This is a genomic window from Bartonella sp. DGB2, assembly GCF_046843095.1.
Lineage (GTDB): Bacteria > Pseudomonadota > Alphaproteobacteria > Rhizobiales > Rhizobiaceae > Bartonella.
In genome coordinates this window covers 349,555-365,696 of the sequence record NZ_CP177329.1, presented here as the reverse complement: position 1 = coordinate 365,696, position 16,142 = coordinate 349,555, and the positions used below count along the sequence as shown (strand labels likewise).

The 16,142-nt window shown below is 48.7% G+C and carries 9 protein-coding genes and 3 pseudogenes; 8 read left to right on the top strand and 4 right to left on the bottom strand.

Annotated features, from left to right (window positions below; translation table 11 throughout):
- The first annotated feature begins 11 nt into the window (after positions 1-11).
- The 3 genes from ACK28X_RS11025 (at position 12) to guaA (ending at position 4,285) form a co-directional block, all read left to right on the top strand.
- A complete protein-coding gene (locus ACK28X_RS11025; RefSeq protein ID WP_412059000.1) occupies positions 12-1,052 on the top strand; it encodes a nickel/cobalt transporter in 1,041 nt (346 codons plus the stop codon).
- Between the two features lie 288 nt (positions 1,053-1,340).
- Complete coding sequence (locus ACK28X_RS11020; protein ID WP_412058999.1) at positions 1,341-2,627, top strand: RsmB/NOP family class I SAM-dependent RNA methyltransferase; 1,287 nt, start codon at positions 1,341-1,343, stop codon at positions 2,625-2,627.
- Positions 2,628-2,725: 98 nt separating this feature from the next.
- Positions 2,726-4,285, top strand: a complete 1,560-nt coding sequence (gene guaA / locus ACK28X_RS11015) for a glutamine-hydrolyzing GMP synthase (protein WP_412058998.1) — start codon at positions 2,726-2,728, stop codon at positions 4,283-4,285.
- Between the two features lie 198 nt (positions 4,286-4,483).
- Here the strand turns inward: guaA and ACK28X_RS11010 are convergent, their stop codons facing one another.
- Positions 4,484-5,008 carry an NfeD family protein gene (locus ACK28X_RS11010; protein WP_412058997.1) on the bottom strand — a complete coding sequence of 175 codons (525 nt, stop codon included), beginning with the start codon at positions 5,006-5,008 and terminating at the stop codon, positions 4,484-4,486.
- Positions 5,009-5,092: 84 nt separating this feature from the next.
- Positions 5,093-5,248, bottom strand: a pseudogene (locus ACK28X_RS11005) (SPFH/Band 7/PHB domain protein); the annotation flags it as partial.
- Between the two features lie 138 nt (positions 5,249-5,386).
- On the opposite strand from ACK28X_RS11005, the pseudogene ACK28X_RS11000 reads away from it, so the two are divergent.
- From ACK28X_RS11000 to ACK28X_RS10985, 4 genes and pseudogenes are all read left to right on the top strand, one after another.
- Positions 5,387-7,415 (top strand): annotated as a pseudogene (locus tag ACK28X_RS11000) (type I restriction-modification system subunit M).
- A 56-nt stretch (positions 7,416-7,471) separates the two neighbouring features.
- Positions 7,472-8,065 carry a hypothetical protein gene (locus ACK28X_RS10995; protein WP_412058996.1) on the top strand — a complete coding sequence of 198 codons (594 nt, stop codon included), beginning with the start codon at positions 7,472-7,474 and terminating at the stop codon, positions 8,063-8,065.
- Positions 8,066-11,323: a type I restriction endonuclease subunit R gene (locus ACK28X_RS10990; protein ID WP_412058995.1), complete on the top strand. Its 3,258-nt coding sequence runs from the start codon at positions 8,066-8,068 to the stop codon at positions 11,321-11,323.
- 4 nt (positions 11,324-11,327) lie between these two features.
- Positions 11,328-12,596, top strand: a complete 1,269-nt coding sequence (locus ACK28X_RS10985; RefSeq protein WP_412058994.1) for an ISL3 family transposase — start codon at positions 11,328-11,330, stop codon at positions 12,594-12,596.
- Positions 12,597-12,746: 150 nt separating this feature from the next.
- Here the strand turns inward: ACK28X_RS10985 and ACK28X_RS10980 are convergent.
- Positions 12,747-13,504 (bottom strand): annotated as a pseudogene (locus ACK28X_RS10980) (SPFH domain-containing protein); the annotation flags it as partial.
- 484 nt (positions 13,505-13,988) lie between these two features.
- On the bottom strand, positions 13,989-14,363 hold the full coding sequence (locus ACK28X_RS10975; protein ID WP_412058993.1) for a hypothetical protein: 375 nt from the start codon (positions 14,361-14,363) through the stop codon (positions 13,989-13,991).
- Positions 14,364-14,612: 249 nt separating this feature from the next.
- Here ACK28X_RS10975 and ACK28X_RS10970 point away from each other — a divergent pair, with 249 nt between their 5' ends.
- On the top strand, positions 14,613-15,998 hold the full coding sequence (locus ACK28X_RS10970) for a sigma-54-dependent transcriptional regulator (protein ID WP_412058992.1): 1,386 nt from the start codon (positions 14,613-14,615) through the stop codon (positions 15,996-15,998).
- Positions 15,999-16,142 lie beyond the last annotated feature (144 nt).

Here is a 16,142-nt window from a genome sequence, read left to right as displayed (position 1 = left end):
TTCAGGAAAAAATGAAAAAAACTCTAATCTTAAGCAGCCTTATATTCATCTTCTTTTGTTTTTTAAACTTAGAAAGTCAAGCCCGCTCATCACTTGGCATCGGCGTAGCTGAACAACCCATTCTTGGTGGAGGCACTTGGGGGCAACATATTGCTATAACCATCGGACTTTGGCAGAATAAATTCGAACGCCTTATCACCGATTGGTTTATTCACATCCGCCAGACACCTAGCAATATTTTTAAGTTATTCGCTGTCTCCTTTATTTATGGTATCATTCACGCCTTAGGGCCAGGTCACGGCAAAGCTGTTATATCTTCCTATCTTTTTGCTAACAATGAAAGCTTTAAACGCGGCATCGCTCTTTCCTTCTGCGCCTCCCTTTTACAAGCGATAAGCGCCATTTTTATTGTTGCCCTTGTTTATTACTTGCTGCCGGCCCGCCTTACGCAAGCATCTGAATGGGCGGTACGCGCAAGCTTTGGTTTAATCATGCTTTTAGGGCTCAGCCTTTTATGGCGTAAAAGCCGCGCTTTATACCACCGCTTGCAAATTAACCACCACCCTCATGATTCAGTAAAAAACAACGACTATAGGTCCAACCAACTTTGTGAACCAGTAACTCCCCCTCCACTTGCCCTAAATCTTAAGTCCACCAAAAACTCTAGAGCAGACACCCTCAAAACTCAATATTGTGAAGTGTGTACAAACGCGCATATACTTTCGGCAGACCTCATAGAAAAACCCCTCACAAGCGGCGCGGCTCTTAGCGCAATCATTTCTGTAGGTATCCGCCCCTGCACCGGAGCGATTTTTATCATAACCTTTACCTTGATCAACGGTCTTTTTCTCATCGGCTCCCTAGCCGTCTTTATTATGGCACTGGGCACTTTCATCACCGTTGCAAGCCTTGCAACTCTAGCTGTCAAAGTCAAGGATCTAGCACACCTTCTCATAAAAAGGCGCCCCTTTGCAACCACCATGTTTTCCTTTATCGAATGGGTAATAGCTTTAGGCATTTTTGTAATAGGGTTTCTCTTCATGCTTCAATGAAGCGCTCCTAACTTTTCTGCCATTACTAGTGTGTAACGCATAATCTAACACAAAATCAAAATTAGATAGAAGTATTTTGATAGATCAACATAGGGCCGCACGCACCCCTCCATATAGGCTACAATAGTACCTACTCTGCACTAAATCTGCTTTATAAATCCTATACCTAGCCGCCTACACAATTATAATAGGTGCTCAATAAAAACTATGTATTAAGCCATAATTCTATTCCTAACCGTTCCCTTTCTTGCTAAAATCATTTATGGAAAAGCCATTAAGGAAAAAATAATGCGACTTGGTGGACGCCTACAAGCGGCAATAGATATTCTAAACGATATAAAAACACGTCACCGCCCCGCAGCAGAGGCGTTAAAAGACTGGGGACTCAACCACCGTTTTGCGGGCGCGCACGACCGTGCAGCGATAGGGAATATTGTCTATGATACGCTCCGCTGCCAATCTTCATTATGCTGGCGCATGGATAGCCAGGATTACAAAGACGCGGCTTTCGGCGCTTTGCTAACGGGAGGAGGGCTGACCTTCTCCGAGATTGATGCAGCCTTACACACTGACCGTTTTGCTCCTGCTGCCCTCTCTACTGACCGTCGCAACGCTTGGCAAAGCCGCCTCTTGGATAATGCCCCTCCTTTTATCCGCGCTGATGTACCAGAATGGTGTACAAACGCCCTCACCGAAAGTTTTGGGGCAGATTGGATAGAAGAGGGGCATGCTTTAAGTGAACGTCCGCCCCTTGATCTACGAGTAAACCGCCTCAAAGGTCTTGGCATAATTAGTAAAATAAGCAAGGCGCTTCCCTATGCCGCTCCTATCCCTTGGTTTTCGCAAACTTTACGGGTTGCTCCCATCCAAAAGCTTGAACGACACCCCAATGTGCAAACTGAAGCAGAATTCCAAAAAGGCTATTTTGAGGTGCAGGATCTCGGATCTCAAATCGTGGCGCGGCTTGTAGGCGCAAAAGCAGGGATGCAAGTGCTAGATTATTGCGCAGGCGCAGGCGGAAAAACCCTTGCTTTAGCAGCCGATATGGAAAATCGTGGTCAGATTCATGCCTATGATGCCGACAAAGCACGGCTTGCACCCATTTATGACCGCCTGCGTCGCGCGGGCGCACGCAATGTCCAAATCCACTCTACCCACGCTGCTTTAGACAATCTCAAAGGGCAAATGGATCTCGTCTTGCTTGATGCCCCCTGCACGGGTAGTGGCACATGGCGCCGCCGCCCCGATGCCAAATGGCGGTTAAGCAATAATCAATTAAATCAACGGATTCGTGAACAGGCACAAGTACTTACGAGTGCACTGCCCTATCTTAAAGAGGGAGGACGTCTCGTATATATCACTTGTTCATTGTTTCCAGAGGAAAATAACCACCAAATTATGTACTTTTTACAACAGAATCCTCGCTTTCATGCTCTTAACCTTCGGCCGCTCTGGCAAGAGATAATAGACCATCACGCTCCACATCCAACCTTTATTGAGCAGGGCCTATTATTATCGCCAGCCCGTACCCAAAGCGATGGCTTCTTCATCTCCATTCTTGAAAAAACCGTATGAAAACCAACGCACAAGTAGCAAGACACTGCCCATTTTAATACTTTGTGTTTCCACTAGCCCCCTTGAAATCAAACCTCTTTCACGCTACGAGCTCTGATATGAATAAAACACATCCTGATACCATTCTTATCATCGACTTTGGATCGCAAGTCACTCAACTTATTGCGCGGCGTATCCGCGAGGTAGGTATTTATTCCGAAATCGTTCCTTTTCAAACAGCGCGCGAAGCCATAACACGCATCAAGCCAAAAGCGATTATCCTTTCAGGAAGCCCCCATTCAATCCTTGATCCTAACGCGCCACGTGCCCCCCAAGAAATTTTTTCGGCCAATATTCCCATTTTAGGTATCTGTTATGGCGAGCAACTCATATGCGCCCAATTAGGCGGGCGGGTCGAAAGCAGCCAAACCCGCGAATTTGGTCGCGCGCTTTTAAAGATTGAAGAAGAAAGTCCACTGTTTGACGGGGTATGGGAAAAAGGCAAGGAATACGAGGTATGGATGAGCCATGGCGATAGAGTCAGCGCTTTACCACCCGACTTTAAAGTAATTGGCACCTCACCTAACGCACCTTTTGCTGCTATCGCCAATGAGAGCCAGCGTCTTTACGCCGTACAATTTCACCCAGAAGTCGTCCATACACCCGACGGGGCAAAATTGTTACAAAATTTTGTGCTCAACATAGCTGGTCTTAATGCAACGTGGTCCATGGCCGCATATCGTGAACAAGCTTTGACAGCAATTAAAGCACAAGTAGGCGAAAACAAGGTCATTTGCGGCCTGTCGGGTGGAGTAGATTCTTCTGTGGCAGCAGTGCTTATCCACCAAGCTATCGGGTCACGATTAACCTGTATTTTTGTGGATCACGGCCTTTTACGTAAAAATGAGGCAGAAAACGTAGTTTCCCTATTCAGAGAAACCTATAATATCCTGCTCATTCATGTAGACGCAAGCGAAACATTTCTCACCGCCCTTGAGGGTGTAGTCGATCCAGAAGAAAAACGCAAAATTATTGGTCGCCTCTTTATAAAAGTATTTGAAGAAGAAGCGCGCAAAATTGGGGGCGCGAAATTTTTGGCTCAAGGCACGCTTTACCCCGATGTCATCGAAAGCGTTTCTTTTACAGGCGGCCCTTCTGTAACCATTAAAAGCCACCACAATGTAGGCGGCCTACCAAAGCAAATGAATATGCAATTGGTCGAACCATTGCGTAGTTTATTCAAAGACGAAGTACGCGCCCTTGGCCGTGAATTGGGGCTACCTGAAGCTTTTATTAAGCGTCATCCCTTTCCAGGTCCAGGACTCGCCATCCGTTGTCCTGGTGCCATAAGCCCAGAAAAACTCGCTATCTTGCGCGAAGCAGACTCAATTTACCTCGAAGAAATTCATAAAGCAGACCTCTATGATAAAATATGGCAAGCCTTTGTTGTATTGTTACCTGTACAAAGCGTGGGGGTTATGGGAGACAGTCGCACCTACGAGTATGTATGCGCCTTACGCGCAGTTACCTCGCTTGATGGGATGACAGCTGATTTTTATCCCTATGATATGGCGTTCCTAAGTAGCACTGCCACGCGCATTATCAATGAAGTACCTGGGATAAACCGCGTAGTTTATGATATAACCTCAAAGCCTCCTAGCACTATTGAGTGGGAATAACCATAACCACGCTTTAATGCTATGGGTTTATTCAATCAACATGTTATCTTATTATTCGTATAAGGTTTTAGCAGCCATAATCCAGACAATAAGATTACGTTAACGTCGTAAGTCCTTTGAAATATGAACTCTTTTTAACCGGCAATATTACCCTCTACATAGAAACCCATAATCAAAATAGCTTCAATAACTTAAATTTCAAACAAGCTCTTTATCAGATGAAGCTAAGTCGCACAGCGTTAAATCCTGTGACGATTCGGCAGGCTCGACTCTAAAATAACCATCTTCATAATGAACCAAAGTAACAAATGTGTCTTTTGGTAAGTCTGGTCCAACAACCGTCCACAAAACATCATTCACAAGGATACGCCCGCGCCCCCTTTTTAAATCTTCAACTAAAATTGTTGTGGTACCCAGCATTTCTTCAACACGATTATTAAGTAAATCGCCCTTAGAGCCCTTACGCGATAGAACATAGCGGCGCACAGAATAAATAGTGATCCACGAAAAAACCAAAAAAATAAGTACCTGAACCTGCCAATTCATAGGAGAAAAAAATTGCTCCCACAGAGCAAAAACCAATGCCGTTAATAAAGCAGCTGCTCCCAACCACATTAAGAAAATGCCAGAAATGAATATTTCTACCACCAGCAGGCTAAAACCGAAAATGATCAAGCCCCAAACACCGAAAGAAATTTGGGGGCTTTCTATTAAATATTCCATAAAATCACCATTATACACCCACCTACTGCCGTCTCCAAGATTTGATAAGACAAATTTCATAGACCCGAGAGTAACTAGGAGGCTTTACTTTTTGCCGTCTTTGCCAAAAATTTCTTGAGCAATTGCCCCCATACCAACCAAAGAACCAACAAGCGCTGAGGCTTCCATAGGCATGAGCACAATTTTTTGATTATTGGCCGATCCAATAGCAACAAGAGCTTCAGTATATTTTTGAGCGACAGTAAGGCTATTTGCATTCTGAGGTAGGATCGCAGATTTAGCCAAGAATTGAAATCCACCCCCTTTTTTGCAAAATCTGGTTGACATTCGCAGATTGACTACATTACCGTTCTGTGCAAAAGATGGTTGGAGTCCAGAATGAACGAATTTACGGGATCGGCAGCTTCACAGGCTGACTTTATTTGGAAGAACGCGGAAGACCTGTGGGGGGACTTCAAGCATACGGACTTTGGCAAGATCATTTTGCCGTTTACCTTGCTGCGCCGCCTGGAGTGTGCGCTGGAGCCGACCCGAGAGGCGGTGAGAGAAGCGCATGACGCTTTCAAGGATGCCGATGTTGAGCTGGATACCATTCTGCGCTCAACCGCTGAATACCCCTTCTACAACACCTCTGAATACTCCCTCGGCACCCTGGGTAGCACCAAGACGCGCCGCAATCTGGAAGACTACATCGCCCTTTTTTCGGATAACGCTCGCGCTATCTTCGAGGAGTTTGAGTTTGGCAATACGGTGATCCGGCTGGAGAAAGCGGGATTGCTGTACAAGATTTGCCAGAACTTCGCCAAGATCGACCTGCACCCGGACGCGGTGCCAGATAGAGTGATGAGTAATATCTACGAACACCTGATTCGCCGCTTTGGTGCCGAGGTCAATGAAGGAGCCGAGGACTTTATGACGCCGCGTGACATCGTTCACCTGGCGACCGCATTGCTACTTGACCCGGATGATGCCCTGTTCGAGGCCAGCCCCGGTTTGATTCGTACTCTGTATGACCCGACCTGTGGCACGGGTGGCTTCCTCACCGATGCCATGAACCATGTGGGCGACTACGGTAACCGCGACAAGATCCCGCCAGTGCTGGTGCCGCACGGGCAGGAGTTGGAGCCGGAAACCCATGCGGTTTGTGTGGCCGGTATGCTGATCCGCCGTTTGGAGTCCGACCCTGGCCGAGATCTGTCGAAGAACATTCGTCAGGGCAGCACGCTGTCCAACGACCAGTTTGCCGGTGAGCGTTTCCACTACTGCCTGTCCAATCCGCCTTTCGGCAAGAAATGGGAGAAGGACAAAACCGCCGTCGAAGCGGAACACAAAAAAGGCGAGCTGGGCCGGTTTGGTCCGGGCCTGCCGAAAATTAGCGATGGCTCCATGCTGTTTTTGATGCACCTGGCGAGCAAGCTAGAACTGCCGAACAACGGCGGTGGCCGCGCCGCTATCGTGCTGTCGGGTTCGCCACTGTTTAACGGCGGTGCCGCGTCTGGCGAATCGGAAATACGCCGTTGGTTGCTGGAAGACGACCTGATTGAAGCCATTGTAGCTCTGCCAACGGATCTGTTCTTTCGCACCAATATCGCCACCTACCTGTGGATTCTGTCCAACAAGAAGCCGCAGGAGCGCAAAGGCAAGGTGCAGTTGATCAACGCCACCGACCTGTGGACTTCAATCCGCAACGAGGGCAACAAGCGCCGTATTGTCAGCGATGAGCAGCGCCGCCAGATTCTGGACATCTACGCCGCAGGCGAAACCGGGGCGCTTTCCCGGATGCTGGACTACCGTACCTTTGGCTACCGCCGTATCAAGGTCCTGCGCCCGTTGCGCATGACCCTGGAGCTGGATAAGGTGGGCATGGAGCGGCTGGAAGCCGAAGCTGCCTGGGAAAAGCTCTCTGACGCGCATCAGACATTCTGGCGCGAAGCCCTCAAGCCGCTGATCGGGCAAACGCAGCCCTATAGCTGGGCAGAAACCTTTGTCAGGGACGCGATCAAGTCCGACGAAGCCAAGCAGCTCAAGGTCAAATCCAACAAGACATTGATCACCGCGCTGATCAACGCCTTTGGTCACAAAGACCCGAAAGCCGAGCCAGTCACGGATTACAACGGCGAGCTGGTGCCAGACACAGATTTAACTGATTACGAGAACGTCCCCTATCTGGAGGACATCGACGACTACTTTGCTCGCGAAGTGCTTCCTCATGTACCGGATGCCTGGATGGATGAGAGCTTTACCGATGCCAGGGATGGTCAATTGGGCCGCGTTGGCTACGAGATCAACTTCAACCGCTTCTTCTACCAGTACCAGCCGCCGCGCAAGCTGCAAGATATTGATGAAGACCTGAAGCAAGTAGAAGCCGAGATTGCCGCGCTACTTGGCGGAGGTGGCCAGCGAATGAGCCAGTACAGAGCATATCCCGCGTATAAGGATTCCGGTATTGAGTGGATTGGGCAGGTGCCTGAGCATTGGAAGATAGCGAGAGTCAAGCGACTGGCGTCATTGCGCAATGAACGACGAAATGATGTATCTACTGATACCATTTATATCGGACTTGAGGATGTAGAAGCAGGATCAGGGCAGTACAAGCCAACGAATGGAAGCTCTCGTCAATCAGAAGATTCAACTGTAGGCATCTTTTATGAAGGGGATGTCCTGTACGGTAAGCTGCGTCCATATTTGCGAAAAGCCATTATTTCAGAGATGGCAGGGTGCTGCTCAACAGAATTTTTGGTTCTGAGGGCTGAAAAAACAGAACCCAGATGGCTGCAAGAATGGCTTTTAACTCCTGATGTAACGCATCAAATAGAGTCAGGATGCGAGGGAGCCAAAATGCCTCGTGCAGATTGGGGGCATATCGGTTCAATTGAAGTTGTATACCCAGATCAGCCTGAGCAAGCGCAAATACTAACCACCCTCGACCGCGAAACCGCCCGTATTGATGCGTTGATCGGCAAGGCAGAGCAAAGTATTACCCTACTCAAAGAGCGCCGCTCGGCCTTTATCACCGCCGCTGTCACCGGCCAGATTGATTTGCGAGGAAAAAAATAAATGCAATCAGCAGCACATCAGGAAAAACACTTCCAGCAATACATCATCGACCGGTTGGTAGATCAGGGCTGGAAGCTGGGTGATTCCAAGTTCTACGACACCGAGCGGGCGGTGTACCCCGAAGACCTGGAAAGCTGGATCAAAACCAGCGGCCAGCAGGAAAAATGGGACAAGCTGGAACGGCTCAACGGGGCCAAAACCCTTGAAGTGCTGATGGATCGCTTGGATAAAGCACTGGAGAAACAAGGCACCATGCAGGTGTTGCGCCAAGGCTTTTCCATTGCCGGTTGCGGCCTGGTCGAGATGACCGAGGCCGCACCGGAAGACAAGCGCAATGCAGCAGTCATTGAGCGCTACCAGGCCAATATCCTGCGCGTGGTGCCGGAGCTGAAGTATCACCCGGCCCGTGAATTTGCCATTGATCTGGTGCTGTTTATCAACGGTCTGCCGGTGGCAACCGTCGAACTGAAGACCGACTTCACCCAGTCCTGCGAAGCGGCCATGGATCAGTACCGCAATGTTCGCCTGCCGTATGACGCCCAGACCAAACGCCGAGAGCCATTGCTGACCTTCAAGCGTGGGGCGGTGGTACATTTCGCCATGTCCGACTCTGAAATCATGATGGCGACCAAGCTGGATGGAGAAAACACCTTTTTCCTGCCGTTCAATAAGGGGCGCAAGGACGAAAGCGGCACGGTACATGCGGGTAACCCGCCAGGTGAGATTAAGGCCGATGGTACCCAGGAATACCCGGTAGCCTACTTCTGGGAGGCGGTCTGCCAGCCGGATGCCTGGCTGCGGATTTTCCATAGCTTTGTCTACGTCGAGAAAAAGGACGTGGTGGATATTCAGGGCAACTGGTCGAAGAAAGAAACCCTGATTTTCCCGCGCTTTCACCAATGGACGGCAGTGAACCAGATGCTGGCCGATGCTCGCGAAAATGGCGCAGGCATGACCTACCTGTGTGACCACAGCGCAGGTTCCGGCAAGACCAGCACCATTTCCTGGACGGCCCATGACTTGGTGAAACTGCGCGAAGATAACGGCGACGCGGTATTTAACAGCGTGATCATTGTCACCGACCGTAATGTGCTGGACGGCCAGCTTCAGGACGCGGTGAAGCAGATTGACCATCAGTTTGGGGTGATCGCCGCCATTGACCGGCAGAAGTCATCCAAGTCCAAGAGCAAGCAGCTCTCGGATGCCTTGTTGTCTGGCACGCCGATTGTTGTGGTCACGATCCAGACCTTCCCTTACGCGATGGAAGCCATCATCACTGACAAGGCCCTGAAAGGGAAAAACTTTGCTGTGATCATTGATGAGGCGCATAACTCGCAGACAGGCTCTACCGCCGCTAAGCTGCAAGCCGCGCTGGGAATGAGCGGACAAGGCAAGATGTCCACCATGACGGTGGATGAACTGCTGGAGCAACTACAAAAATCCCGCGCCCGCCCGGAAAATATCAGCTACTTCGCCTTTACCGGCACGCCCAAGCACTCTACTTTGATGCTGTTCGGTCGCCCGACAGATACAAGCCAACCGGCCTCGGACGATAACCCGCCGCAAGCCTTTCACCTGTACACCATGCGCCAGGCCATTGAGGAGAAATTCATTCTCGATGTGTTGAACGGCTATGTACCCTACAAAACGGCCTTCAATCTTTCCAAGCAGCTTGAAGACAGCAAGCGGGTGAGCGGCAAGGCCGCCAAACGCGCCCTGGCACAGTGGATGTCATTGCACCCTACCAATGTGACCCAGAAGGTGCAGTTTATCGTTGAGCACTTTACCAAGAACGTCGCCCACCGGCTGGATGGCAAGGCAAAGGCGATGGTCGTGACCAGCTCCCGCGCCGCTGCCATTCGTTACAAGAAGGCGTTTGACCGCTATATCGAGCAGCACAGCGAGTACGGCTTTATTCATTCACTGGTGGCCTTCTCCGGCAAGATGACCGGTAAGCAGGTGATGCACCAGGATGACGGCGAGTTCAAGGATAATGTGTTTATCGTCGATGAGAACGAGGAGTTCACCGAGCAGAGCATGAACCCGGATGTCCATGGGCAGGATTTACGCTTTGCCTTTGACCGCCCGGAATACCGGGTGATGTTGGTGGCCGACAAGTTCCAGACCGGCTTTGACCAGCCGAAACTGGTCGCCATGTATGTGGACAAGAAAATCGCCAACCATGTGGAGATTGTGCAGACTTTCGCCCGCCTGAACCGGACGGCACCAGGGAAGGATGAGGTGTTTATCATTGACTTCGTGAACGACCCGGAGAACGTGCGCAAGGCCTTTGCCACCTATGACAAGGGCGCTCACATCGGCGAAGTGCAAGACCTCAATGTGGTCTACGAGATCAAGGAGCGACTGGACGAGCACGGCCTGTACGACGAGAAGGATTTGGCCGCGTTCAAGGAAGCCCGCTTCAAGACCATCCGCGACATTACTCATACTAAATCGCCGCAGCACAAGGCGCTGTATGCCGCTACGGCTGGAGCGACGGCCTTGTATAACGACAAAATGAAAATGCTGCGCGATGGTATGGCAACCTGGGAAGCAGCGTTTGAGAAGGCCCGTGCCAAGGGTGACGAGGCGGGCATGAAGTCTGCCGATCACCACCAGGATGAGTATGCCGAGCAAATCAAGGCGTTGATGGGCTTCAAGTCGGATCTGGGGCGCTTCTGCCGTACCTATTCCTATATCGCCCAACTGATTGATTTTGGCGACCCGGAGTTGGAGAACTTTGCCGCATTCGCCAAGCTGCTGCAAAAGCGCCTGCTGCACGAAGCACCGGAAACCGTAGACTTGACAGGCCTGGTGCTTACTGGCTTTGACATCAATGCTCGACCCGATGACGTAGAAGACAAAGGCAAAACCCCGGTATTGCAACCAGCCGGTGCAGGCGGTGGTGGCGCGGCAGGCGACAAGCCGAAATTCGTCAAAGAGATTATCGAGAGGCTCAACAGCCTGTTTGGTGAGGCGACGCCGATCCAGGATCAGGTGGCTTTCGTTAATCAGATTTCAGCGATTACCGGTGAAAGCGATGTCGTCATGGCTCAGGTGGAAAGCAACACCCGTGAGCAGGCCATGAAAGGCAACCTCCCTGGTGCTGTTCAGCAAGCGGTTGTTCGTGCTTTGTCCAGCCATCAGAAGCTGGCAACCCAGGTGCTCAAGGCTGACCGTCAGGGCATGACCGCATTGGTTGATATGGTGTATGACCTGCTGCGCGAAGGCAAAGACATCGCCCTGGATATGGATTAAGCCGATGCATGACCTGCTGAATCTACCAGGCATCAAGCCGGTCGATATGCGCCACGAAAGCAAGTGCCTTGTGATAGTTGCTGAGCCGGTAACGGTCGAGGTGCCGTTATGTGGGGACTGCAACACCCCTATGCACAGACACGGTACGCGCAAAAACAAGTTCATGGACACGCCGTTGTACATGGAGCCCGTCCGCCTTGAAGTTCAGCGCCCGCGCTTTCGCTGTGAGTCGTGCGGCAAAATGTCCATGCCGGAGTTGAGTTTTCTGGATGACAAACGCCGAGCCACCAAACGGCTGGTCGATGTTATTCGGCAACAGTGCCTGGGAATCACCTTCCATGCTTTAGCCGAGCAAACTGGTGTGGCGGTGAACACCGTCAAGAACATCGCTAATGATCTCATTGATGAACTCTCCCAAACCGTTCGTTACGAAACCCCGGTCATCATGGGTATCGACGAAGTGAACCTGGCCGGCGGGTATCGCTGTGTAATCACCAACCTGGCAACCAACAACGTCTTTGATATGTTGGAGCATCGTACTCAAGAGCACCTGAAGCCCTTCTTCAAGGACTTGCCGGATGCAGACAAGGTGGAATGGGTCTGTACGGATATGTGGCGACCCTTCAAGCGTTCCTTTGCTCAGTATCTGCCCAACGCCAAACTGGTAATCGACAAGTTCCATGTCGTCAAGATGGCCTCTGAAGCCCTGGAAGCGGAGCGCAAGAACTATCAGGTACAGTTAAGCAAAGAAGATCGGATTTACGTCAAAAAGTCCATTCGCTGGCTCACACTGAAGCGGCCAGGCAACCTGACGCCCGCAGAGCAAAAGGCGCTGGAGGTTGTAAAGCAGGCGATCCCAGAACTTGCCGCGGCCTATGACTTCAAGGAAGCCTTCTTCTGCATTTACGACGAACCCGACAAGCAGAGCGCTCAGAACGCCTTTGAGGCTTGGGAGAACAGCCTGCCGCCTTGTGGCATGGAGCCCTTCAAAAAACTGGTGAAAATGGTATACAACCATTACGACGACATCTTTGCCTACTGGGATGCGCCGCTCTCAATCACCAATGGCTATACTGAAGGGCTCAATGGCTTGATCAAGATGTCCAACCGGTTAGGTCGGGGTTACAGCTATGACATCATCCGTGCAAAGACGTTGTACTCCAAAGAAGCCCGCAAGGTCGGCAGTGGTATTCGAGCAGGACGAGGCAAGGTCGAGTATGGGCCGCACATTCCGACATTGTTGAAGCAGGCAGAAGGTGGGGAGTTGGATTAACGCGAGAGAGGGCGCGTCTGAGAATCCAACCAATGTTAGATTCTCGCAGGGTGGTGAAAAACAGATAAATCCAACCAGAAGCAGCTTTTTGTCCTACTAAGAATCAAGGGTTAGAATGGATGGATTCCAACCCTAGAATGCAAATAGCCCAAAGTAATTAATCGCCTGTACATTACCTTTAGCAATCGCTTCCGATACCATTAGTGTTGCCTTTGCCTCAGCTTCGGCTGAACGTTCACGCGCCCCCGCTTCACGGAAAGCGGCTTCTTTCCTTCCTTCAGCTTCCAAAATTTGCGCCTGCTTCAATCCTTCTGCGCGCAAAATATTAGCATTTCTACTACCTTCAGCTTCTAAAACTTGGGCGCGTTTTTCCCTCTCTGCTTTCATTTGTCGCGCCATAGAATCAACAAGATCGCGGGGTGGTTGAATATCCTTAATTTCTACCCGCGCCATTTTTAAACCCCAAGGATGCACTGCTTCATCAATCACAGTCAATAAACGTTCATTGATAGCGTTCCGGTTTGATAAGAGCTCGTCAAGATCCATAGAGCCTACCACATTCCGGATATTAGTCATATTCAAATTGGTAACCGCATACTCAAGATCCTTCACCTGATAGGCTGCGCGCGCTGCATTAAGTACTTGAAAAAACGCCACCGCATCAACAGCCACAGTAGCGTTGTCACGCGTAATGACCTCTTGGGTAGGAATATCCAAGACCTGTTCCATCATATTCATTCGTGCGCCCACGCGATCACAGATATGATCAAATTTAAACCAGACTGTAATGTGCGAGAATAACGGCCAAAACGCTCAATCGTATAATTGTATCCCTGTGGAACTTGTTTGATCCCAGAATACAAAATAGATAATACTAAAATAAGTAATATAATAACAGCGATACCCATTATAAATCCTCTTTCTAAAATCTTAAGTTTTAGCCGCAATTTTTAAAAAGTCTAGAATTATATCAAAGTCCAAGCACAATCTTATCCAGGTAGCGCAATACCGGATTCAGAAGTTCCCTGTGCCCTTTATGGTCTTTTTTAGTGGTTGCTAGCTAGATAATGCTACTACAGATTATAGGTCTAGCCTGCCATCCCATTTAAAAACTAGGGCTTTCCCCATGAGCTATCTCAAAGAAATACAAAAAGAAAAGTAATTTTCTCTCTGTATCAAATCAGGTCACAAGAAGATGCCCTCCCCTTAAATCCATCAATTTAAAACGATTCTCTAAAGAAAAATATACAAAAAAAAACGAGGCAATATAACAGCCTACCAAATAAAAAAACAATGATAAACAAATAGATAGGGGATATCATCACCCGATACTATGCACCCAAATTCACGATGGTACCCCCTATTGTTAGCACATTCCTCCCCATTGCTTTCTTAAATCTTTCGTGCCAATGAAAAACGAACACCACTATCTTGCGTGCAAAAAAGTTGCACCCCATTCTCGGCAAGCGCACAAGTCACGCGAGAAACGGTACCGCGAACAAGAGACCGCATGTGGATATCAATTAAATTCGGGCTTTGAAAGGCATAATTGCCTTCTGAAAGCTTCTCGCGGGTATCGGGTGCGCGCGTTTCAAAAAAACCATTACTGAATGAGGAAACAATGCCATTATTATCTACCCAAAGACCATCAACACCCATTGGCACAATCTGTGCAGAAGTCCTTTGTGCATAATTATCTGGCAATGCACAGGCCGCCAAAGGCAAACTTAAAATTGCAAGGTATAGATATTTCGTGAAATGTTTCATTCTATCTCTCTTTCTACCATGAATAATGGAAATTGTATTATGGATTTGTGCCCCCTTGTATAATAATCAATATGTTACTTATGCTAAAAATCAATAGAACACACATCAAAATTCTAAAAAAGATTTAGGCGCGCCTTCTATAAATTAAGGCAATAACTTTTTGCAACACAATCTCAAAAGATATTTCAATTATTACATGCAACCAAATTTTTATTACAGCGTTGTTCCTCCCAAAGGAGAAAAAAAATCATGATCGGCCCAATTTTGGCAGTGGGGGAAGACAATAGCAAGCGCGTAGAGCTCTCAACCATGCTCATTGCCCTTGGATACCGTGTTATAGAAGCAGAAAGTAGTATGCGCGCCCTTGACTTATTGCGCCGACGTAAAAACATCGCCTTCACCTTCATCGATGCAATCATGAGCGATCTAAGTACCTCCGATCTTATCAGTACCACACGCCTAACCGGCATTTCTTCACCGATTATTGTGACTTCACGCGAAGAAAACCCCTCCCTCTTAAAAAAAATTCTCAAAGCAGGCGCCGCCGATTATTTAACCTACCCGATAAGTCCTTTACGACTTGGGGTCACCATCAGCAATATTGCCCTCACCACCTCTCTTGAACGCGAATTACATTATGTGCGTCGCCAACACGGCAATTATGCACGTTTTTGCAAATTATTCCCGCAAAGTAGCGCTATGCAATCTGTCATTGAGGATACCAAACGCGCTGCGCAGTCCCCTGAAAACCTGCTTATTGAAGGAGAAAACGGAACAGGGCGTGAGTTCCTAGCTAATATAGCTCATTATGAAGGCCCTTCGCATACCGGACAATTCTCGCTTCTTCAATGCGAGCCCATCCATAATGCTGATATGGAAGAGCGCCTGTGGACAGAAGATATTCTACCGCTTTTTGAGACCATTGAAAAGGGCACCATTTGCCTTAACGATATCAATCACCTAGAATCTCGCCAACAAAAGCGACTGCACACCTATTTAAAAGCACGCGATAATAAACAGGACAAAGAAAATAATTTTCGTCTCATTGCCCTTTCAACAACCCCACTTGAAGACCTTGTAAATGATGGTCTATTTTTACCAGAGTTATATAGCCAGCTAAGCAAAATCACCATAAAGGTGCCAACGTTACGTGAATTACGTGAAGACTTTGCTACTATAGCCCAACGTTTAGTTGACCACGTTATCACCGAAACAGGCCGTCTTCATGTTCATGGCATTGCTGGTCCAGCGCTTGCGCTACTTATGCAATATGAATGGCCTGGAAATATTAGCGAATTAGAAAATATCTTATTTCGAGCCGTATTGCTGAGCAATGGGCCTTTATTAAGCGTGCAAGATTTTCCTCAGCTAACAGGCAACCAGTTTTTAGATGTACAAACTGCCCTTCACAGTGATCTACGCGAAAGCTTTGAAAAAAGCTCTATACGCTTCTTAAATAGTGAAGGTCATGTTCGCGCCTTTGAAGATATGGAACGCGACGTCATTGAAAGAGCAATCCAACATTATAAAGGGCGGATGAGCGAAGTAGCACGCCGCCTGCGTATTGGTCGTTCCACACTTTATCGCAAACTCAACGAATACTCTGAAGCTAATAAGCCCATCAACAGCGATTAGAGACTTTTTCGGCGTGATTGGCATAGCCTCTCCTTTTCAAAAAAAGCCAATGTAAGCAACCGCCTATATCAAAATCCAACAAACACGGCCAGCAAAGTACCTTTAGCATCAATAAAGTGCTTTTCACCAAAAATTATAACGTCT